Origin of the sequence: Campylobacter sp. RM9331 (assembly GCF_020137685.1) — a bacterium.
Taxonomy (GTDB): Bacteria; Campylobacterota; Campylobacteria; order Campylobacterales; family Campylobacteraceae; genus Campylobacter_E.
On the sequence record NZ_JACGBA010000016.1, the window covers coordinates 20,463 to 42,510 of the forward strand.

Annotated in this window: 21 protein-coding genes and 5 tRNA genes; 19 read left to right on the top strand and 7 right to left on the bottom strand. The window is 29.8% G+C overall.

Features of this window, described 5'->3' with window-relative positions; translation table 11 throughout:
- The first annotated feature begins 270 nt into the window (after positions 1 to 270).
- Positions 271 to 924, top strand: coding sequence for a hypothetical protein (locus AVBRAN9331_RS06930; RefSeq protein ID WP_336609660.1), 654 nt, complete (start codon positions 271 to 273; stop codon positions 922 to 924).
- A 38-nt stretch (positions 925 to 962) separates the two neighbouring features.
- Here the strand turns inward: AVBRAN9331_RS06930 and AVBRAN9331_RS06935 are convergent, their stop codons facing one another.
- The 4 genes from AVBRAN9331_RS06935 to AVBRAN9331_RS06950 all read right to left on the bottom strand — a co-directional run bounded on the left by AVBRAN9331_RS06935 (position 963) and on the right by AVBRAN9331_RS06950 (position 3,388).
- The gene (locus AVBRAN9331_RS06935) at positions 963 to 1,529 is read right to left on the bottom strand and encodes a hypothetical protein (RefSeq protein WP_336612690.1); all 567 of its coding nucleotides are present in this window, start codon (positions 1,527 to 1,529) and stop codon (positions 963 to 965) included.
- A complete protein-coding gene (locus AVBRAN9331_RS06940; RefSeq protein ID WP_336608949.1) occupies positions 1,510 to 1,836 on the bottom strand; it encodes a hypothetical protein in 327 nt (108 codons plus the stop codon). Before AVBRAN9331_RS06940 ends, AVBRAN9331_RS06935 begins: the two co-directional genes overlap by 20 nt.
- 10 nt (positions 1,837 to 1,846) lie before the next feature.
- A complete protein-coding gene (locus tag AVBRAN9331_RS06945) occupies positions 1,847 to 2,827 on the bottom strand; it encodes a hypothetical protein (RefSeq protein ID WP_336612691.1) in 981 nt (326 codons plus the stop codon).
- 63 nt (positions 2,828 to 2,890) lie between these two features.
- Positions 2,891 to 3,388 (bottom strand): hypothetical protein, encoded by a 498-nt coding sequence (locus AVBRAN9331_RS06950; protein ID WP_336612692.1) that lies wholly within the window; start codon positions 3,386 to 3,388, stop codon positions 2,891 to 2,893.
- Between the two features lie 171 nt (positions 3,389 to 3,559).
- Here AVBRAN9331_RS06950 and AVBRAN9331_RS06955 point away from each other — a divergent pair, with 171 nt between their 5' ends.
- Positions 3,560 to 3,691, top strand: a complete 132-nt coding sequence (locus AVBRAN9331_RS06955) for an alpha-amylase (protein WP_214118213.1) — start codon at positions 3,560 to 3,562, stop codon at positions 3,689 to 3,691.
- Positions 3,692 to 3,755: 64 nt separating this feature from the next.
- Here AVBRAN9331_RS06955 and AVBRAN9331_RS06960 read toward each other — a convergent pair whose 3' ends face one another.
- From AVBRAN9331_RS06960 to yaaA, 3 genes are read right to left on the bottom strand one after another with little or no spacing between them, the layout of a single operon-like run.
- Complete coding sequence (locus tag AVBRAN9331_RS06960) at positions 3,756 to 4,352, bottom strand: NAD(P)H-dependent oxidoreductase (RefSeq protein WP_336612693.1); 597 nt, start codon at positions 4,350 to 4,352, stop codon at positions 3,756 to 3,758.
- Entirely contained in the window at positions 4,349 to 4,573 is a 225-nt protein-coding gene (locus tag AVBRAN9331_RS06965; RefSeq protein WP_214118209.1) for a hypothetical protein, read from the bottom strand. Before AVBRAN9331_RS06965 ends, AVBRAN9331_RS06960 begins: the two co-directional genes overlap by 4 nt.
- Position 4,574: 1 nt before the next feature.
- Positions 4,575 to 5,309, bottom strand: a complete 735-nt coding sequence (yaaA, locus tag AVBRAN9331_RS06970; RefSeq protein WP_336608944.1) for a peroxide stress protein YaaA — start codon at positions 5,307 to 5,309, stop codon at positions 4,575 to 4,577.
- A gap of 87 nt (positions 5,310 to 5,396) precedes the next feature.
- Between yaaA and AVBRAN9331_RS06975 the strand changes: the two genes are divergently transcribed.
- The 17 genes from AVBRAN9331_RS06975 to AVBRAN9331_RS07055 all read left to right on the top strand — a co-directional run bounded on the left by AVBRAN9331_RS06975 (position 5,397) and on the right by AVBRAN9331_RS07055 (position 21,749).
- Positions 5,397 to 5,472, top strand: a tRNA-Thr gene (locus tag AVBRAN9331_RS06975).
- A 56-nt stretch (positions 5,473 to 5,528) separates the two neighbouring features.
- Positions 5,529 to 5,613, top strand: a tRNA-Tyr gene (locus tag AVBRAN9331_RS06980).
- 8 nt (positions 5,614 to 5,621) lie between these two features.
- Positions 5,622 to 5,698 (top strand) — tRNA-Gly (locus AVBRAN9331_RS06985).
- 108 nt (positions 5,699 to 5,806) lie between these two features.
- Positions 5,807 to 5,881: transfer RNA gene (locus AVBRAN9331_RS06990), tRNA-Thr, on the top strand.
- 62 nt (positions 5,882 to 5,943) lie between these two features.
- Complete coding sequence (gene tuf, locus AVBRAN9331_RS06995; protein WP_214118205.1) at positions 5,944 to 7,143, top strand: elongation factor Tu; 1,200 nt, start codon at positions 5,944 to 5,946, stop codon at positions 7,141 to 7,143.
- A 49-nt stretch (positions 7,144 to 7,192) separates the two neighbouring features.
- The gene (gene rpmG / locus AVBRAN9331_RS07000) at positions 7,193 to 7,351 is read left to right on the top strand and encodes a 50S ribosomal protein L33 (RefSeq protein ID WP_214118203.1); all 159 of its coding nucleotides are present in this window, start codon (positions 7,193 to 7,195) and stop codon (positions 7,349 to 7,351) included.
- 4 nt (positions 7,352 to 7,355) lie between these two features.
- Positions 7,356 to 7,431: transfer RNA gene (locus AVBRAN9331_RS07005), tRNA-Trp, on the top strand.
- A gap of 15 nt (positions 7,432 to 7,446) precedes the next feature.
- Complete coding sequence (gene secE, locus AVBRAN9331_RS07010) at positions 7,447 to 7,626, top strand: preprotein translocase subunit SecE (RefSeq protein WP_214118201.1); 180 nt, start codon at positions 7,447 to 7,449, stop codon at positions 7,624 to 7,626.
- Positions 7,627 to 7,635: 9 nt separating this feature from the next.
- Positions 7,636 to 8,169 (top strand): transcription termination/antitermination protein NusG, encoded by a 534-nt coding sequence (gene nusG, locus AVBRAN9331_RS07015; RefSeq protein WP_214118200.1) that lies wholly within the window; start codon positions 7,636 to 7,638, stop codon positions 8,167 to 8,169.
- 17 nt (positions 8,170 to 8,186) lie between these two features.
- A complete protein-coding gene (rplK, locus tag AVBRAN9331_RS07020) occupies positions 8,187 to 8,612 on the top strand; it encodes a 50S ribosomal protein L11 (protein ID WP_214118198.1) in 426 nt (141 codons plus the stop codon).
- Positions 8,613 to 8,668: 56 nt separating this feature from the next.
- A complete protein-coding gene (rplA, locus tag AVBRAN9331_RS07025; RefSeq protein WP_214118196.1) occupies positions 8,669 to 9,370 on the top strand; it encodes a 50S ribosomal protein L1 in 702 nt (233 codons plus the stop codon).
- A 185-nt stretch (positions 9,371 to 9,555) separates the two neighbouring features.
- On the top strand, positions 9,556 to 10,035 hold the full coding sequence (rplJ, locus tag AVBRAN9331_RS07030) for a 50S ribosomal protein L10 (RefSeq protein WP_214118194.1): 480 nt from the start codon (positions 9,556 to 9,558) through the stop codon (positions 10,033 to 10,035).
- Positions 10,036 to 10,053: 18 nt separating this feature from the next.
- Positions 10,054 to 10,428 carry a 50S ribosomal protein L7/L12 gene (gene rplL, locus AVBRAN9331_RS07035; protein WP_214118192.1) on the top strand — a complete coding sequence of 125 codons (375 nt, stop codon included), beginning with the start codon at positions 10,054 to 10,056 and terminating at the stop codon, positions 10,426 to 10,428.
- An 89-nt stretch (positions 10,429 to 10,517) separates the two neighbouring features.
- Positions 10,518 to 14,648, top strand: a complete 4,131-nt coding sequence (rpoB, locus tag AVBRAN9331_RS07040) for a DNA-directed RNA polymerase subunit beta (RefSeq protein ID WP_214119982.1) — start codon at positions 10,518 to 10,520, stop codon at positions 14,646 to 14,648.
- Positions 14,638 to 19,176, top strand: coding sequence for a DNA-directed RNA polymerase subunit beta' (rpoC, locus tag AVBRAN9331_RS07045; protein ID WP_442862233.1), 4,539 nt, complete (start codon positions 14,638 to 14,640; stop codon positions 19,174 to 19,176). Before rpoB ends, rpoC begins: the two co-directional genes overlap by 11 nt.
- A 293-nt stretch (positions 19,177 to 19,469) precedes the next feature.
- Positions 19,470 to 20,837, top strand: a complete 1,368-nt coding sequence (locus tag AVBRAN9331_RS07050; protein ID WP_336612694.1) for a hypothetical protein — start codon at positions 19,470 to 19,472, stop codon at positions 20,835 to 20,837.
- A 51-nt stretch (positions 20,838 to 20,888) separates the two neighbouring features.
- Positions 20,889 to 21,749: a hypothetical protein gene (locus AVBRAN9331_RS07055; protein ID WP_336612695.1), complete on the top strand. Its 861-nt coding sequence runs from the start codon at positions 20,889 to 20,891 to the stop codon at positions 21,747 to 21,749.
- The last annotated feature ends 299 nt before the right edge of the window (positions 21,750 to 22,048 follow it).

Below are 22,048 nucleotides of genomic sequence, written 5' to 3' on the forward strand. Positions count from 1 at the left end.
TTTGTTTTATCTTTTTTTATTAATTCATAATAAGCGTCCAATAAGTCATAACAAGCTTTGAAATTATTTATTATTTCGTGCTTTTTGGCAAATTTTGTCCCATATTTTTTAGTGTTTTTAGCTCCTTATTTTGCTTAAAAAATTTTTGTGATTATAAAATAATAAAGAATTAAATTCCTTAAAAATTGGTTTTAATAATTTTATTTTTAAGCTTTTATTAAGAGTGGGGGGGGGTATTATTATATTTTTAAAATTATTTTAGGAGATATTATGAAAAAATTAGTTTTTTCGTTAATTTGTGTAAATGCTTTTGCAAGCAATTTTGTTGGTTTGGATATTTATGGAACTAGTTTGGTTGAAGAAAATGGAGTTAGTTTAGAAGATAATTTTGTTGGTAGAGCTGATTTGTATGCAAATAGATTTTACACAAATGAAGAAAATCATTTTGTATATGATATTAGATTTACTCATGCTGAAATTAATAGTGATTTTGTAAATTCATATAATGTTAAAGGTAAAATCAAAGATAGCTTTAATAGTTTTTCAGCACTTGGTGGTTATGGAATTTTAGTTGGTAATGATATGTCTTTATCGTTGTTAGGCGGTCTAGGTTATGCTAGTAGAAGTTTTGAAACTAAGTTTTATAATATTGATACAAATGATATTAATGTTAGTGCAAATTCAATGTTTTTAAAGACTGGTGTTGCTGCTAGAAAGCAATTTGAGAATAATTTTACAATGAGTGGCGGTGTGTATCTTAAATATTATTTTGACACTATAAAAGAAAAAGATTTGAATGCAGAATTTGATATATCTTTAGGCTATACATTTGCGAATAATATTTATGCAGGAGTAAGATTTGGTTATGTTAATGATATTAGCAAAGGCGGTAGCATAGGACTTGCATTAAGCTATAAATTTTAAAATTTACTCAAGCCTTTAAAGGTTTGAGTAAAAATATTTTAATAACCAATTAGCTCTACATAAACTTGCTCTTTATCATCTGTGTAATAAGTTTTATATTTTATTGTAGTTTCGTTTTCTCCACCATTCACAACTATGCCTTTTATCTTACCATCTGTTATTTTACTGCTTAATTCATTTGGCATAGTTGGATAAACAAATTTCAAATTAGCATTACAATATCTTGCTCTATCATCTTCGTTTTTTAGTGTTACAAAGCTAGAAAAATCCATCTTAACATTAGTGCTTACATATTTTATTATTTGATTCAATAAATCAATTACGGGTTTATAAGCATTTACTGTGTAGCTTTCAGCAAAATTACCATTATATGAATAATCATAATCTTTAAACTCTCGCACTTTAATTATCGTATTTTCTACTTCATCTTGAAATGCTTTAATAACGCCATATTTAAATATTACTTCAGGAGCATTTTCTCTTATAAGCTCTTCTAAGGCTTCAAGCGCTACTTCATCATTGCATTTTGGTGTATTATCAAAAAAAGAAAAATTAAAAGCACTTAAATATGTGCTTAAAAATAAACTAATTATTATTTTTTTCATTGTTACTCCTATTATCTTCAAATATTTTTGCAATAGCTTGAGAGATATTTTCATTATTTGGGTTATTGTCTAATATAAATAATTTTAAAAATTCAACGCCAAAATGCGATGGGAAAATAAAATAACAATCATTGTGAAAATTATCTTTAGGAAAATGATTTGTCCTTATGCCTATTGATAATTCACCCTTATTTGTCTGTGCTTCACCGACTACTACTTCAAAATATTTATCTTTATAAATTAGTTTGAAAGGATAGTTTTTACTATCAATAAAAGGCTTTTTAACTTCGTTGTTTAAATTATTCATTTATTCATCCTTATTTTAAATATTTTTTATTATCAACTTCTTCGTATTCATCATACTCTTCTTCTTCATAGTATTCTTCATCATACTCTTCTTCTTCAACCATATTATTAGGATCATAAATAAATACTCTATATTCAATAATGTTGTACATAATAGTTAGCAAGATTGTTGATTTTATAAGACTATCTTTACTATAATCCCTACATCTTTTATGGTATTCATAAGTAGTTTCATCATCAGACCTTCTAGGTTTACAAAAGAATGAATGTATATAGAATAAGGTAACTATACCTAATATTATTTTAGTAATAAATGATACTGCAATTCGAAATATACCATTATTGGTTCTAATTGAACATAATAGGTTGTAAAATAGACTTAGCATTAATGCAAATAAACAAGATATTATAGGAAAGATTCCTATTTTATTATCCAAATGTAATAATGCTAATAACATTAAAATAAATATTATTATGTAATTTAATAAACTGCACATAGCATCACAATAATCTCTATATACTGTAATATTAGTTTTATGAAATAATTTACAAATTACAGTTACTAATGTTGTTATTAATGCTGCTACTAAACATCCAAATATAAATTCAGGTAAATATTCAAATACTATTGAATTTTTAGGTTCATTATGATTATAATTAGGCACTTCTTGAGTAGTTTTATAATCATTGTTGTAATTATTAGTAGGTGTTATATTTGGCATTTGCGTAGTAGCAATATTGTCATTATTTAGTTTAATATTCTTATCAATAATACTTGCTAATTCTAACCCTGATTCATTATTGAATAATTCATAATTATATTGCGAATTTTTAGGTATTAGTTTTATAATTTTAACATTACTATTAATAGTAATATCTTGCAAATTACTATTTAAATTAAAATCGCTTATATTGTCACAAGTGACTGCTAAAGTATCTTTAGGATAACTATTGATGCAGCTTAAAAGTTCATATTGCAATTGATTATTCATTGGTATTCCTTTATTGAAATTTAAAAATGAGAGAATGTTCTTTCATTAAAAATACAAAGTATCTTAATTTGCATTTCTTGCCTTTACTAAGTCTATGATATTATTAACCTTTTCTAGGTTTTTATTTCTTAAAAATACACCTATGCTAAATAAATCTATAAACCAAAATGCACAAACTAATAAATAAAATATAAAAGTAATTTGTGGATCAAATCTAATTAAAAGCGTTGCAATATAACTTATTTGATAAATTATAAGAATTAATAATTTTATAATACCTATTTTAAAATGCCCTACCTTAAATCTTGAAACACCGAAAGATCCTAATACGAAATTGTGCAACCAAAAACATACACTAGGACTATCAAGCTCGTCTTTTTCAAGTATTGTAGCAACTTCGTTAAGCTCGGTCTCACTTAAACTTTCTAGTTTTTTTAATAATTCTTCATTACTCATAATTGGTTTTGAGTAATTTTGATTTGCTGTAAGAGATTTTTTAAATCCACCTATTTTCTTAGGTAACTTGTCTTGAATTTGAGAGAATAAAATCGTCGCATTCATTTTTAATCCTTTTAAAATAAAATAAAAACGAGATAATACCCCCCCCCATTCTTAATTTATGCTTAAATATATAACAAGTTTTAAATATATGAATTTTAAATTTATATTTTTTTAAGTAAAAATTAAGAATGGGGGGGGGGTATAATAAATTATTTTATGAAAGGAGATATTATGAATAACGCTAATGCAAACCATAAAGCAAATCAAGCTAATGCTAATAAAGGCACTTCAGGTCAAAACCCAGCTCACGCAAAAGTTCATGGAAATCGTGGTGCTCAATTAAATCCAAATAATAAAAAATAATTTTGGATTTACTAGCCTAAAAAGGCTAGTGTATAAAATGTAATTTATTTTGAAGATAGAATGCTTATATAAATTTTACTTTTTCGTTAAATGAAAATCTCATTTTTTTATGTTTTGGTTGTCCGTTTGCTCTATAACCAAAAGTTAAAACCAAAGCGCAAAACTCATCTTTTGGTAAAAATTCTTCATTAATCGGTGCTTCGTCGTATCCTCCGATAATGCAAGAATCAACGCCTAAAGTATGAGCGCAATTTACCATATTTGTCGCTGCTATATAGCATTGTAAAGCTCCATATTCGTGAGCGTTTCTAGTTTCTAAACGCTTTAGATAAGGCGAATATAATTCATAAACTTTATCAAAATCTTCTCTTCTTTTAAGCGCATTTTGAACTACGCTACCCTTTGGGTTAAAATTATTTTTTGCAGCTACAATTACAGCAAAAGCACAAGTTTCAAATTGTCTTTTAGAATTACAAAATTGTTTTAATTTTTCAATGTTTTCAGGATTTTGTAAAACATAAAAAGTCCAAGGCTCAAGCCCTAATGAGCTAGGGCTTAAAACTCCAGCTTCTAAAATAGTATTAATTTTTGCTTGAGAAACTTTTTCGTTATTAAATTCTTTACAAGCAAAACGAGTTTTTAATAAGTGCAAATAATTCATTCTTCGTCCTTTCTAGCTTTTTTTTGAGCTAATATATTTTCTTTATTATCTTCTATTAATAATCTATTTCTTTCTATTAGCTTCATTGCTTCGTTTAATTTATCATCAATTACTGATATTTTTTGTTTTAATAGATTTATTCTTGCGTTGAAATATTGTGTAATTAAAAATGCTATCAGTAAAAATACGATTAGTATAACTAGTAAATACAAGCTTCCCATTTTAATCCTTTATATCAATATAAAATATTGTTTTATTTTCTATATTTTCTATATTTATTACAGAAAAATTGGTATAAATCATATTAGATAATTCTTTAATATTAGTAATATTATTTTGTGCTAATAGCCTTAGAACCCTGCCACGATAGACTTTTGAACTATGAGATAATTGCTTATTATTTTTCATAAAAATAAAAGTTGCGTGCGGAATTTGAATTTTATAATAGTCTTTATAAATATCAGCTCTAAGGTCAATTGCAAATTCTTTTATTATTTCATTTAGATTATTTGTTGTATCTTTTAAATATTCTTTAGCTTGGTTGATTTTGTTTAATTTCACCCCTTGTTTGAGTTTATAAAATGGTATCTCATCATTTGCAAGAATAGGTCCAAAAAGGTTGGAAAATATAATTACATTACCATCAATATATGTTTTTTCTTCATTATTTAAGCTATTGTAATCTAATTCTTTATAACTAACTCCTTGGTATAAAATTATTGCTTTATATAGTTTATTAGAGAAATTATTTAATATATTTTGAGTATTTTTAACACCAAAAATTAATTCTAAATTATCAAAATGATTTATATATTCCTTTATATATGATTTTCTAAATTGAGATTTTATTGAGAGATTGTCTAAATTTAAATTAGTAAAAAATATCTTTAATTCATCTATATTACAAGCATTTAAGCTATTTATTTTTTCTTCACTTGGTGAAAACAAAATTTTCATATTGCTCCTTTTTTTAAAAAAATTATAACTTACTCTTGACAAATGAAAAATTTTTACATATAATGCCGTCTTTCATTTTTGATTTATGCTGGTTTAGCTCAGTTGGTAGAGCAGCTGCCTTGTAAGCAGCAGGTCGGGGGTTCAAGTCCCTTAACCAGCTCCATTTTATTTTTAGCAGTGTTTGACCAGAACAAAAAAGGCTTTATTTTTATAAATAAAGGTGAGTTACTCAAGTGGCCAACGAGGGCAGACTGTAAATCTGCTGGCTTTGCCTTCCGTGGTTCGAATCCACGACTCACCACCATTATAGATGCGGGAATAGCTCAGTTGGCTAGAGCATCAGCCTTCCAAGCTGAGGGTCGCGAGTTCGAGTCTCGTTTCCCGCTCCAACTTTTTTGCAAGAACTGGGAGCTGTAATTTTTATCGCTTCACAAGTTTTTCCAAAAATAGTTTAAGTTTTAGTGTATTTGTTGTCTAAAGTTATAATTTTTCTGAGCGCTCGTATGGCTCAGAGGTAGAGCACTCCCTTGGTAAGGGAGAGGTCGTGGGTTCAAGTCCCACTATGAGCTCCATTTATTCAAAAAGGTAATAATTTTAGACTAGTAATTAATTTTATTAATACGGAGGAAGTATTATGGCAAAGGAAAAATTCTCACGTAATAAACCACACGTGAATATCGGAACAATTGGTCACGTTGACCACGGTAAAACTACTTTAACTGCTGCTATTTCAGCTGTTTTATCAAGAAAAGGTCTTGCAGAGCTTAAAGATTATGATAATATTGATAATGCTCCAGAAGAAAAAGAAAGAGGTATTACAATTGCTACTTCTCATATTGAGTATGAGACTGAAAATCGTCACTACGCTCACGTAGACTGCCCAGGCCACGCAGACTATGTTAAAAACATGATTACAGGTGCTGCACAAATGGATGGCGCTATTCTTGTTGTTTCAGCAGCAGACGGCCCAATGCCACAAACTAGAGAGCACATTCTATTATCACGCCAAGTTGGTGTTCCATATATCGTAGTATTTATGAACAAAGCTGATATGGTTGATGATGCTGAATTATTAGAGCTAGTTGAAATGGAAATTAGAGAATTATTAAGTTCATATGATTTCCCAGGCGATGACACTCCAATCGTATCTGGTTCAGCTTTACAAGCTTTAGAAGAAGCAAAAGCTGGTAAAGATGGCGAATGGTCAGCTAAAATTTTAGAGCTAATGGCTCAAGTAGATAGCTATATCCCAACTCCAGTTCGTGATACTGACAAAGATTTCTTAATGCCAATTGAAGACGTATTCTCAATTTCAGGTCGTGGTACAGTTGTAACAGGACGTATTGAAAAAGGTATCGTTAAAGTTGGAGATACTATCGAAATCGTTGGTATTAGAGATACTCAAACAACAACAGTTACTGGTGTTGAAATGTTTAGAAAAGAAATGGAGCAAGGTGAAGCTGGTGATAACGTAGGTGTATTACTACGCGGAACAAAAAAAGAAGATGTTATTCGTGGTATGGTTCTTGCTAAACCAAAAACTATTACTCCACATACAGACTTTGAAGCTGAAGTTTATATCTTAACTAAAGAAGAAGGTGGTAGACATACTCCATTCTTTAATAACTATAGACCACAGTTCTATGTAAGAACAACTGACGTTACAGGTTCTATTCAGTTAGCAGAAGGCACAGAAATGGTTATGCCTGGTGATAACGTAAGAATTACTGTATCATTAATTCAACCAGTTGCACTTGAAGAAGGTACTCGTTTTGCTATCCGTGAAGGTGGTAGAACAGTTGGTTCAGGTGTTGTATCAAAAATTATTAAGTAATTTAAATGAGTAGGTTTTATACCTACTCTAAAAACTAAAAGGAAATGTTATGAGAATTAAAATTGGTTTAAAATGCGAAGAAACAGGCGATATTAATTATAGTACGTTTAAAAATTCAAAGAATACTACTGAAAAGTTAGAACTTAAAAAGTATTGCCCAAGATTAAGAAAACATACAGTTCATAAAGAAGTTAAGTTAAAAAGCTAATTTTAGGGCAATAGCTCCAACGGTAGAGCGCCGGATTCCAAATCCGATGGTTGGGGGTTCGAATCCCTCTTGCCCTGCCAATTAAAGGTTTTAAAATGGAAAAATTAATAAATTATTTTAAGTTATCAAAAGCTGAGTTAGCAAAAGTATTTTTTCCAACTAAAGGACAAGTAAAAAATGCTTTTATTACGGTAGTTGTTGTAGTTACCGTTATTTCTTTATTTTTAGCTTTTGTTGATTTTATTATGTCTTTTTCATTAAAGAGTATTTTATAAGGGCGCGAGATGAATTTTAAATGGTATGCAATTCAGACTTACGCAGGTAGCGAAATGGCTGTAAAAAGAGCTATTGAGAAATTATGTTATGAAAATGGAATTTCTGATAGATTAAAAGAAGTTTTAGTTCCTACAGAAGATGTTATTGAAACAGGTAAGAATGGAAAACAGAAAATTACAGCAAAATGTTTATATTCTAGCTATGTTTTTGCAAACATTGATTTAGATATAGAGTTATGGCATAAAATTCAAAAATTGCCTAAAGTTGGAAGATTTATTGGAGAATCTAAAAAACCTACTCCTTTAAGTGAGAAGGATGTTAATTTGATTTTAGAAAAAGCTAATAATAAAAAAGCTCCAAGACCTAAAATTTTCTTTGAAAATGGAGAAAGTGTTAGGATTACTGAAGGCTCGTTTGCGAATTTTACAGGTATTGTAGAAGAATACGATATGGTTAGGGGTACTTTAAAACTTAATGTTTCAATTTTTGGAAGAAGTACGCCAGTTGAAATACTATATTCACAAGTAGAAAAAATTATTTAATAAATTAAGGAGTCATTATGGCTAAAAAAGTTGTTGGGGAAATTAAATTACAAATAGCTGCAACAAAGGCAAATCCATCACCACCAGTAGGACCTGCTTTAGGACAACAAGGTGTTAATATTATGGAATTTTGTAAGGCTTTCAATGAGCGTACAAAAGATATGGCGGGATATAATATTCCAGTAGTTATAACAGTATATGCTGATAAAAGTTTTACATTTATAACAAAACAACCACCTGCTACAGATTTAATTAAAAAAGCTGCAGGTATTTCAAAAGGAACTGATAATCCTTTAAAAAATAAAGTAGGTAAGCTAACTAAAGCTCAAATACTTGAAATTGTTGATAGAAAAATTGCTGACTTAAACACAAAAGATCGTGAGCAAGCTGCTAAGATTATTGCAGGTTCTGCTAGATCAATGGGTGTTGAAGTAGTAGATTAATAAGAACCTAACCGCCGGGTTAAGGCGGAAGCACTTTAAAAAATGCGGAGAAAAATATGGCAAAAAAAGCAAAAAGAATTCAAGAATTATTAAAAAAAGTTGATTTAACAAAAGAATATTCACTAAATGATGGTATTAAAGTTATTAAAACTTTATCATCAGCTAAATTTGATGAAACTGTTGAAATAGCAATGAAATTAAATGTTGATCCAAGACATGCTGATCAAATGGTAAGAGGTTCAGTAGTATTACCAGAAGGAACTGGCAAAAAGGTTCGTGTAGCTGTAATTGCAAAAGATATTAAAGCTGATGAAGCAAAAGCAGCAGGAGCTGATATTGTTGGTGATGATGATTTAGTAGAAGAAATTCAAAAAGGTAATATTAATTTTGATGTATTAATAGCAACTCCAAATTTAATGGGGCTAGTTGGTAAAGTTGGCCGTATTTTAGGACCTAAAGGTTTAATGCCAAATCCTAAAACAGGAACAGTTACTATGGATGTAGCTCAAGCTGTTAAAAATGCTAAATCAGGACAAGTTAATTTCCGTGTAGATAAACAAGGAAATATTCATGCTGGTTTAGGTAAAGTTAGTTTTTCTGAAGAAAAATTATTAAATAACGTTAGTGCTTTTGTAAAAGCAATTAATAAACACAAACCTGCAACTGCAAAAGGTAGATATATTAAGAGTGCAACTCTATCTTTAACAATGAGTCCAGGTTTAAAACTTGAAACTCAAGAATTATTAGATTTAAAATAATTTTTTCTATGAATAGCTATTTTTTAAACTTTTTATGTTAAAAATATAGCTATTCTTTTTCAAATTTTTATTTTAGTTTTTTTGCGTAAAGAATTTAAATAAAAATTTGATTTGTGACAGCCGAGGTTTATTACTTAATTGACTTTTGTCTCTCTGCTTAAATCATAAATCGGAAAGGAGAAACGATGACAAGAAACCAAAAAGAAGAACTAATAGCTAGACTTTCTGATGAATTTACAACAAACAATGCTGTTGTTGTTTGTAATTATAAAGGTATTATTACTAAGCAATTAGAAGTATTACGTGATTCTGCAAGAGTTGCTAATGTTAAAGTAGAAGTTATTAAAAATACTTTAGCTAGTATTGCTTTAGAAAAATCAGGCAAAAATGGTTTAACACTTAAAGATACAAATATTTATCTTTGGGGAGAAGATGCGTTAGCAGTTACAAAAGTAGCAGCTAAATTTGCTGAAAAAAATAATGCGTTTGAAGTTAAGTTTGGTCACATAGATGGTGAAGTTGCAGATGCTAATAAAATTACTGCATTATCTAAAATGCCATCTCGTGAAGAGTTACTTGCTATGTTATTGCAAGTTTGGAATGCGCCGATTCAAAATTTCACAATCGGTTTAAATGCACTTAAAGAAAAAAAAGAACAAGAATAATTTTATAAAGGATAAAAAATGGCAATTACAAAACAAGATGTATTAGAATATATCTCAAATCTAAGTGTTTTAGAACTATCTGAATTAGTTAAAGAATTTGAAGAAAAATTTGGTGTTAGTGCAGCTCCTGTAATGGTTGCTGGTGCTGTAGGTGGTGCTGCAGCTGCTGCTGAAGAAGAAAAAACAGAATTTAACGTTGTGTTAGTAGATTCAGGTGCTAACAAAATTAATGTTATTAAAGTAGTACGTGCATTAACAGGATTAGGCTTAAAAGAAGCTAAAGATGCTGTTGAAGGTACTCCATCAACATTAAAAGAAGGTGTTAGCAAAGCAGATGCTGAAGAAGCTAAAAAACAACTTGAAGAAGCTGGCGCTAAGGTTGAACTTAAATAATTTATTTAGCCCTATTTTTAGGGCTATTTTTGTATTGTGTTGTTTTTACAACAAAACTATTCTTTCAAAACTTACCAAGAGGTACATATATGTTAAATAGCTTACATTCAGGAAACAGATTAAGGGTGGATTTTTCAAACGTTCCACAGCAAATTGAGATTCCAAATCTATTACAATTACAGCAAAAAAGCTTTGATTATTTTTTAAATATTGGTAATGAAGACAGGGAAAGTGGTATAGAAAAAGTTTTTAAATCTTTTTTTCCTGTTAGTGATTCTCAAAATAGATTAAGTTTAGATTACGTATCTTGTGAATTTGTAAAGCCTAAATACACAGTAAGAGAGTGTATGGAAAGAGGTCTTACGTATGCAGCTAACTTGCGTGCAAAAATTCGCTTGACGTTATATGATAGAGATGAAAAAACTGGTGAAAAAATTGGAATTAAAGATATAAAAGAACAAGATATTACTATTCGTGATATACCTTTAATGACAGATAGAGTTTCTTTCGTTATCAATGGGGTTGAAAGAGTAGTTGTAAATCAGCTTCATAGAAGTCCAGGTGTTATTTTTAAAGAAAGCGAAGAAGGTAATAAATTACTTTATTCTAGCCAAATTATACCTGATAGAGGAGCTTGGATTTATTTTGAATTTGATTCAAAAAATATTTTATATGCAAGAATTAATAAAAGAAGAAAATTCCAAGCAACACTTTTACTAAGAGTATTAGGATATAGCAAAGAAGATATTATTCAATTATTTTATCCAATTCAAACAATAACACTAAAAAAACATAAATTCTATACAAAATTTGATATTAATGCTATAGGCGATAGAGTTGAATTTGATTTGATTAATGAAAAAGGTGAAGTTGTTCATGAAGCAGGTAAGAAATTAACTAAAAGAAAAATTAAAGAGCTTGAAGAATCAGGTTTAAAATTAATAGAATACCCTGTTGATATTTTAGCTAATCGTCAATTAGCAGAGCCTGTATATGATAAAAATACTGGGGAATTATTATTTGATACTCTTACAATGCTTGATGAAGATAAGCTAATTGCTTTAGTTCATAATGGTAGTGATTTTAAAATAGCTAATGATGTTGGTTCAGGAATTGATGATTCAATGTTAAAAACTCTTCAAAATGATTTAGATATGTTTAAATCATTTAAGCGTTCAGAAAATTATGAAAATGAAGAAGAATTTGCAATAGCTAAAATATTTAGAGTATTAAGACCAGGTGATCCTGTTGTTTTAGAAGCAGCAAAAACTTATATTTTAGATATGTTATTTAACCCTGAAAGATACGATATAACAAGAGTTGGTCGTATGAAAATGAACCACAAATTAGGACTTGATGTTCCTGAATATGTAACCGTTTTAACTAGAGAAGATATAGTAAAAACTATTCAATATCTTTACAGAATTAAATCAGGTCGTGGATATTTAGATGATAGAGACCATTTAGGAAATAGAAGAATTAGAGCTATTGGTGAGTTATTAACTAATGAATTACACATAGGTTTTGCAAAAATTCAAAAAGGTATTAAAGATAAATTAAGCTCAATTACTACTCCTATTGAAGAATTAATGCCAAGTGATTTAGTGAATTCAAAAATGATTACTTCTACACTACTTGATTTCTTTACGGGCGGTCAATTATCACAATTTATGGATCAAACAAATCCACTTAGTGAAGTTACACATAAAAGAAGATTATCGGCTTTAGGTGAGGGTGGTTTAGTAAAAGAAAGAGCAAGTTTTGAAGCTCGTGATGTTCACACAACTCATTATGGAAGAATTTGTCCTGTTGAAACTCCAGAAGGTCAAAATATCGGTCTTATTAACTCGCTTTCAACTTATGCAAAAGTTAATGATTTAGGTTTTGTTGAAGCTCCTTATAGAAAAGTTGTAGATGGTAAAATAAGCGATGAAATCGTGTATTTAACAGCTACTCAAGAAGAAGGAATTTGTATTGCACCAGCTTCTACTAAAGTAGATGAAAATGGAAATATTGTTGATGATTTAATTGAAGCTAGAATAGATGGAGAAACGATACTAGCAAAACGCGAAGATGTAGGACTTATTGACCTTACTTCAGGAGCTATCGTTGGGCTTGCAGCTTCGTTAATTCCTTTCCTAGAACACAATGATGCAAACCGTGCACTAATGGGTTCAAACATGCAGCGTCAAGCAGTTCCATTGCTTACTGCTACTGCTCCAATAGTTGGAACAGGTATGGAAAGAGTAGTAGCAAGAGATGCGTGGGAAGCAATCAAAGCTAAGCGTTCAGGTAAAGTAGAAAAAGTTGATAGTAATAATATATTTATATTAGGCGAAGATGATAATGGTTTATATATAGACCATTACAAACTAGAAAAAAACTTAAGAACAAACCAAAATACAACATTTTCTCAAAAACCAATTGTAAGAAAAGGCGATATAGTAAAAGTAGGACAAGTAATTGCAGATGGCCCTTCTATGGATCAAGGAGAGCTTGCTATTGGTAAAAATGCTTTAATTGCATTTATGCCTTGGAATGGTTACAACTACGAAGATGCTATTGTAATGAGCGAAAAAATGATTCGTGAAGACGCATTTACTAGTGTTCATGTTTATGAAAAAGAAATAGAAGCTCGTGAATTAAAAGATGGCGTTGAAGAAATTACTCGTGATATTCCGAATGTAAAAGATGAAGATATAGCACATTTAGATGAGAGCGGTATTGTAAGAATCGGAACACATGTAAAACCTGGTATGATTTTAGTAGGTAAAGTTTCTCCTAAAGGTGAAGTAAAACCAACTCCTGAAGAGAGATTATTAAGAGCGATTTTCGGAGAAAAAGCAGGTCATGTAGTTAATAAATCTTTATACGCAGGTGCTAGTGTTGAAGGCGTTGTAATTGATGTAAAAGTATTTACAAAAAAAGGTCATGAAAAAGATGCTCGTGCAAAAGCAGCTCAAGATGCTGAACGCTTAGTATTAGAAAAAGACTATCATGATAGATTATTAATGATGGATAGAGAAGAAAATCTAAAGATTGCTAAATTATTAAAAGAAACTCCTTTAGAAAAAGCTGAAACTATAGGCGGAACATCTTATAAAAAAGGTGAAATCGTAAAAGAAGATGATTTATCTAATTTAAATCGTTTTGCTATTGGAAGTATTATTAAAGCTTATCCTAAAGATGTGCAAGCTTATTATGAGAATTTAAAAAATCATTTCCAAAATGAGAAAAAAGCTTTAAAACAAGAGCATGATGAAAAATTAGAAATATTAGAAAAAGATGATATTTTACAAAATGGTATAGTAAAACTTGTAAAAGTTTATATAGCAACTAAGCGTAAGTTAAAAGTTGGGGATAAAATGGCAGGTCGTCACGGAAATAAAGGTATAGTTTCTTGCATAGTTCCTGAAGTTGATATGCCTTATTTACCTGATGGAAGACCTGTTGATATTGTTTTAAATCCACTAGGTGTTCCAAGCCGTATGAATATAGGTCAAATTCTAGAAAGCCATTTAGGTTTAGTAGGACTTAGACTAGGAGAACAAATTCAAGAAATATTTGATGCAAAAAGAGCTGATTTTATTAAAGAATTACGCCAAAAAATGATTGATATTTGCGATATTTCAAGATTAATGGATGCTAAAGTTTATCTTAAAGATATGAGTGATGATGAGTTTATTCGCCACGCAAGAGATTGGAGTAAGGGCGTTAAATTTGGAGCTCCTGTATTTGAAGGTGTAACTGCAGAAGAATTTAAAAAGCTATTTGAAATGGCTAGAATAGATATGGATGGCAAAAGTGAGCTATACGATGGTCGCACAGGCGAAAAGATGAAAGAGCGTGTAAATGTGGGCGTTATGTATATGCTTAAACTTCACCACTTAGTAGATGAGAAAGTTCACGCAAGAAGTACAGGTCCATATAGCCTTGTTACACAACAACCTGTTGGTGGTAAAGCATTATTCGGAGGTCAAAGATTTGGAGAGATGGAAGTTTGGGCATTAGAAGCTTATGGTGCAGCACATACCTTAAGAGAAATGCTAACTATTAAATCTGATGATATTGATGGAAGATTTGCAGCGTATAAAGCACTTGCAAAAGGAGAAAATGTAACTTCAGCAGGAATTCCTGAGACATTTTTTGTTCTTACAAACGAGCTAAAATCTTTAGCTTTAGATGTTGAGATTTATAAAGAGGATAATGATGATGAATAAGAAATATAAAAAAATCCAACTTAACGAAGAAGAAAAACCAAGTCAATTTGATGCCATAGGGTTTAAAATAGCTAGCCCTGAGGCTATTCGTTCATGGTCATTTGGTGAAGTAAAAAAACCAGAAACTATAAACTATCGCACACTTAAGCCTGAAAGAGATGGCTTATTTTGTGCTAAGATTTTTGGGCCAATTAGAGATTATGAGTGCCTTTGCGGAAAATATAAAAAAATGCGTTTTAAAGGCGTTAAATGTGAAAAATGTGGAGTTGAAGTAACTACAAGTAAAGTTCGTCGCACTAGAATGGGTCATATTGAATTAGTTACTCCAGTGGCTCATACTTGGTATTCAAATGCAATACCTGCAAGAATTTCAACACTTTTAGATATTTCTACAAAAGATTTAAGCCGTGTTTTATACTATGAAGCATATATTGTAGAAGCTGTTGGAGATGCGCATACTGCAACTTATGATGATAATAAAAAAGTTACAAAATATAGCGTAATCAGCGAAGAACAATTCCAAGCTTTAAATGAAAGATATGAAGATACTGGCTTTAAAGCTAGAATGGGTGGAGAAGTAATTCATGATTTATTAGCTGAACTTGATTTAGTAGATATGGTAAGAGAATTAAAAGAAGCTTGCGAACTAGCTCCAAAATCAAAAAAACCTGCAATTATTAAAAAATTAAAAATTGTAGAAAGCTTTTTAGCAAGTTCTCAAAGTGGAGAAGGAAATCGCCCTGAATGGATGATGATTACTTGCTTACCTGTTTTACCACCTGATTTACGCCCATTAGTGTCTTTAGATGGTGGAAAATTTGCTGTTTCTGATGTGAATGATTTATATCGCCGTGTAATTAACAGAAACTCTCGTTTAAAAAGATTAATTGAACTTGATGCACCTGAAATTATTATTAGAAACGAAAAAAGAATGCTTCAAGAAGCTGTTGATTCATTGTTTGATAACGCTAGAAAACAAACAGGAGCAGCTAAAGGTGCAAATAAAAGAACTCTAAAATCACTTACTGAAATCATCAAAGGTAAGCAAGGACGCTTTAGACAAAACCTACTTGGAAAGCGTGTTGACTTTTCAGGTCGTAGCGTAATTGTTGTTGGTCCAAAACTTAGAATGGATCAATGTGGCTTACCTAAACAAATGGCTTTAGAATTATTTAAACCACATTTATTAGCTAAACTTGAAGAAAAAGGTTATGCAACTACGGTTAAACAAGCTCATAAGATGATAGGCGAAAAGACTAACGAAGTATGGGAATGTTTAGAAGAAGTAGTAAAAGATCATCCTGTAATGCTAAACCGTGCACCAACTCTACACAAGCTTTCAATTCAAGCTTTCCATCCGGTGCTAGTTGAAGGTAAAGCTATTCAGTTACACCCTTTAGTTTGTGCTGCATTTAACGCTGACTTTGACGGCGACCAAATGGCTGTGCATGTTCCACTTAGCCAAGAAGCAATAGCAGAATGTAAGATATTAATGCTAAGCTCAATGAATATTTTATTACCTGCAAGTGGTAAAGCTATAACAGTTCCATCACAAGATATGGTTTTAGGTATTTATTATCTATCGCTTGAAAAAACAGATGCAAAAGGTGCTAATAAGATTTGCACTGGTGTTGATGAAGTATTAATGGCTATGCAAACAGGCTCACTTGATATTCATGCTACAATTAAATCAGTTGTAAATGGTAAGAGTATTAAAACTACCGCGGGTCGTTTAATTATCAAATCAATTTTACCTGATTTTGTTCCTGAAGAGTTATGGAATAAGGTTTTAAAGAAAAAGGATATCGGAGCATTAGTTGATTATGTTTATAAAAATGGTGGCTTAGAAATTAGTGCAAGTTTCCTTGATAATCTTAAGAATTTAGGTTTTGAATACGCTACAAAAGCTGGTATTTCAATTTCTATTGCTGATATTATTGTTCCTGATGAAAAGAGTGATAATATAGAAAATGCAAAAGCAAAAGTAAGAGAAATCCAAAACTCATTTAACCAAGGTCTAATCACTGCTAGTGAGCGTTACAATAAAATTATTGATATTTGGAAAAATACTAATAATGAATTATCAAAAAATATGATTAATTTAATGAAAAACGATAAAGCAGGATTTAACTCAATTTATATGATGGCTGATTCAGGTGCTAGGGGTTCAACGGCTCAAATTTCTCAGTTAGCAGCTATGCGTGGTCTTATGGCTAAACCTGATGGTTCTATTATTGAAACACCAATTACTTCAAACTTTAGAGAAGGGCTAAATGTTCTTGAATACTTTATCTCAACTCACGGAGCTAGAAAAGGTCTTGCCGATACTGCGTTAAAGACTGCAAGTGCAGGACACTTAACAAGAAAGCTAATTGATGTTGCTCAAAATGTGAAAATTACTATGAATGATTGTGGAACTCACGAAGGTATAGAAGTTAGTGAAATTACTGCTGATGGTGTTGTAGTTGAAAACTTACACGATAGAATTATAGGTAGGGTTTTAGCTGATGATGTTATTGATCCAATTAGCAATGAAGTATTATTTAATGAAGGCACATTAATTGATGAAGTAAAAGCAAAAAGTATTGTTCAAAGCAATATCAAATCAGTTACAATTAGAACTCCAATTACTTGTAAAGCTAAAAAAGGAATTTGTGCTAAGTGCTACGGAATTAGCCTTGCTGAAAGTAAGTTAGTTAAAACTGGTGAAGCTGTTGGTATTATTTCAGCTCAATCAATCGGTGAGCCAGGAACTCAGCTAACACTTAGAACTTTCCACAGCGGGGGAACTGCTACAACTGATATGCAAGATAGACAAGTAGAAGTTAAAAAAGAAGGTTTCATAAGATTTTATAATGTTCAAACTTATAAAAATAATGAAGGCAAACAAATTATCGCAAATCGTAGAAATGCAAATATCCTTTTAGTTGAGCCTAAGATTAAAGCTCCATTTGATGGAAGTATTTCATATATTAATGCGCACGATGATATAACTATAGTTGTAAAATCAGGTAAAAAAGAGCAAAAATATATTTTAAGAAAACACGATGTTGCAAAAATCAACGAATTAGCTGGTGTTAGCGGAAACTTATTAGGAAAGCTTTATTTACCTTATAAAGAAGGTGATAAAGTTGTTGAAAATGAAAGTATAGTTGAAGTTATTAAAGAAGACTATAACATTCCAAGACGTATTCCTTACGCATCAGAATTATTAATAGAAGATGGAGCACCAGTAGCTCAAGATATTAGAGCAAATGCGGTTGGTAAATTAAACTATTACATTCAAAAAAGCGATGGTTTAGAAAAAATTGAGCTTAAAAAAGGTCATATAGTTAATGAAAAAGGTTTATTTGTAATTATTTCAGATGGAAATGATAGAGAAGCTATTCGCCATTATGTTCCAAGAAAATCTAAAATAGAATTTGGAAGTAATGAAATAATTAAAAACGCTAATGATTTAATAGTTACAGATGCAAGTAATGAAAGCCATATAATAGCTCAATGGGACCCATATAATAACCCTATAATAGCTGAGAGTGATGGTGTTGTAAGCTTTGTAGATATTGAACCAGGCTTTAGTGTTGAAGAGCAAACTGATGAATTAACAGGAAATAGCTCTTTAGTAGTTAATGAATATTTACCTGCTAGTATGAAACCTGCTATTGTGATTACAAAAGATGATGGAAGCACAATCAGATATCAACTAGAATCAAAAACCGTTATTTATGTAAATAATAATGAAAAGGTAAAAGTAGCTCAAATTCTAGCTAAAACTCCAAAGGCAGCAACTAAGTCTAAGGATATTACGGGTGGTCTTCCAAGAGTTACTGAATTATTTGAAGTAAGAAAGGTTAAAAACCCTGCTACATTAGCTGAGATTGATGGAATTGTAAGACTAGGTCAAGCTAGCCGTATGCGTCAAGTTATTACTATAGAAGGTGCTGATGGCAATTTAGTTGAGCATACAATTGACCGCCATAGCCAAATCCAAGTAAGAGATGGTGAGATGGTTCATGCAGGTGAGCGTTTAACTGATGGAACAATTACAAGTAATGATATTTTAAGAATATTAGGCGAGAAAGCATTACACCATTATTTAATTAGCGAAATTCAGCAAGTTTATAGCGGACAAGGCGTTGCAATTAGTGATAAACATATAGAAATTATTATTTCACAAATGTTAAGACAAGTAACCATTATAGATAGTGGAGATACTAAGTTTATAGTAGGCGATGTAGTAAGTAAGCGTAGATTTGCTGAAGAAAACGAAGCTGTTATGAAATTTGGTGGAAGTCCAGCTATTGCAGAACCACGCTTAACGGGTGTTACTCGTGCGTCAGTTAGCAGTGATAGTATTATCTCGGCTGCTTCGTTCCAAGAAACTACTAAGGTATTAACTGAAGCTAGTGTAACTGGTAAAGTAGATTATTTAGAAGACTTAAAAGAAAACGTTGTTTTAGGTAGAATGATACCTGTTGGAACGGGACTTTATTCAAGAGCAAAATTACAAATTCATAAAAACGACTAATTGTAAGGGGATATAATCCCCTTATTTATTATTAATATCACAATACATTTTCTAATTACAATATTTAAATAAATATGAATATTTTAAATAGCTATAATTTTTAACTACATTTTTTAGCTTTCAAATCTTGTTTTAAATTCTTTAAAATTAGTAGAATTTAAATAAATGCTTTAGATATTTTTTATTGATATTTTTCATATTTTATATTTTAATTTAAAGGTATTTAAAAAATACAATGATTTTAAAATATAAAAATAGTATTATTTTAAAATATTATAAAAAGTGGGGTAAAAATGGCTTTTGAAAATGTAGTAATCACAAAAGAACTTGATGAAAAATATAAATTATCTAAAATCTTTAACATTTACAATAGAAGGTATAAAACTATTCCAGAAAGAAAAAAGTTTTTATTTGATAGTGATAAAGAGTGTTTTTTGCTTGAATGCTATCATTATGAAGACCCAGAGTTTGATCATGCTTATCTTAGCAAGGCTGTGTATATTATGTGGTATCAAAATACCTTTATAGAGCTTGTGATAGATTATAATTTGCACGAGATGATTGGAAACGAGATGTATGATTATATCTATGAGATTTTAGATATAAAAGTGCTTGATTCTACTATTAAAGATAACAAAGAAGGCTTTAATGTAATAGGGTATGATTATATATGTAGAGTTTTAGACATTAAAGATAAATCACCACTTAGCAAAGATGAAATCTTTAGCGTAGTAAAAGATGCTTTGTTAGCTTGTAAAGGCTACGGAGGAAAAGTATATGTTTTAGATGAGATAACTAAACAAAAGTTAGAACAAACAAAACTATCATTAAATGAGGCAAACGAGATTTTGGATATTGCTGATGATACAGGATATTTTGATTATATAGCAAAGCATTTAGATTTAAGATATCTTGGAGTTTTTAATAAATACACCGTTTTTTGCGAAGGGGTAAATGATATAAAAGATACAAGAAGTATTGATAAAACTATTGCTTTAAAGTTTTTGGATATTGATACAAATACAAGCTTGAAAAACGCTTTTATAAGGGTTTTTGATATAGACGAGCAAAGCTTGTTAAAAACCTTAAAAAGCGATATGTTTAAGTGTGTTGATATTTATAATATATTTAGCTCTCGCTTAAACAAAGAATTACATTATACAAAAGAATACAAAGCTTATGTGGAATTTGAAATTATGTATGAGACTCTTTTAAAGCGTTTTGCACGAGAGACATCAGGTGCAGTGCGTGTGATAGTAAGCGATAATCCTAGTCATAGTTTTGTTCATGCTACTTGTAAAGAGATTATGAAAAATGAAAATATAACTATGATAAATGATATACCAAAGAAGTTTTATCATGATTGTGCATGGTATTATGAGGATTTGCTTGATGCTTTTAGACGCGAGAAGGAATTTTTCAAAGAACATGTAAAAGAAACAGAACTACTTCTAAAACAATTGTCAATATATAAAAAATACGGCGTGCGCGGTTTTAATATTTTTAGATTTTTTTATAAATACTATGATAAAGCTTTTAGATTTTTTAACAAATACTACAATCCTTTTATGAAAGTTGTTATATTTGGTTTGCAGTTAGCTTGTGTTTATTTTGTTATTAGATTAGTTATTGTTTTGCTTAAGATTTTTGGTTTGATTTAGTGTAATAAAGAATGTATTATTACTAAATTAACTTTATTTTAAAGGTAAGATATGAATGAGTTTTTAATATATCTAACATATTTTTTAGATAATTTACATGGTTTAGCTAGTGGAATTATTAGTATTTTAATTCCTATAGATTATGTGCCATTTTTTATTACCTATCCTACGCTTTTTGCCCTTACATTTTTTATAGGAATGAACCTTTATCCTAGATTTATAATAGCTTTATATATTTTATTTTTTTATTTGGTTATAAGAGTTGGGCTTATTGATAGAGATATCGGTGGGGGATTTGTAGTTTTACAACTATTGCTACCAATTATATTTTCACTATTAATTTGGTGGTTTTATAAGTTAATAATGAAACAAAATCAAAAATTTATTAAAGTTATCTTTTATTTTTTCTCATTTTTAATGATTGCTTTTCACGGAATATTATTCATAAGTCATTTTAATTTACAGCAAAGTCCAAAACACGAAGTAACAGAACTTAAAAAACCAAATACCTTATTATTAAGCACAATTAAAAAGCAAAACTATACGATAGATGGTAAGTTTTTTAAAAGTGTAAAATTGATAGTTGATAAAGAAGTGCAAATATATGAAGATTATAAAAAATATGAAAAACGCTTTGAAGAAGAAGCTTCAAAATTACCAACTAGACTTAGCAAAGATAAATTAATAAATTATGATATTTATGGTTATTTTGTGCCTTGTAACTATGCAAAATCATATATGTCTTTTAGAGAGCTAAAAATCCCAGAGCATCCTGATTTTGATAGAATTTATGATTCTTTTGCTAGGATGTTTGTTGATAATTATTATCTTAGTTTAGACAATTATATAAGTGATTGCTCTAATGATGTTTATACAAATTATTTAAATAAATTAAAAGGAGAATTAAAATGAGTTGTGGTTTAGAATACACATTTTTATTTTTAATATAATTATTTGAATTATTTTTCATAATTAAATATATTAAACAAAATATTTTTATATTAATTATAAGTTAAAAATAAAATTAATAAAGTTTTATAAATATTAGTTTGATAATATTTTTTATTATTTTTAACCAATAACCACAAAATATTATATTTTATATTGATATTTTTTTTATTTTTTATATAATAATAACCTAATTTTAACTCAAGGAGAAACAATGAAAATTAAAATTTCACTACTTACATCGGTGTTGTTGGGGGGGGGTA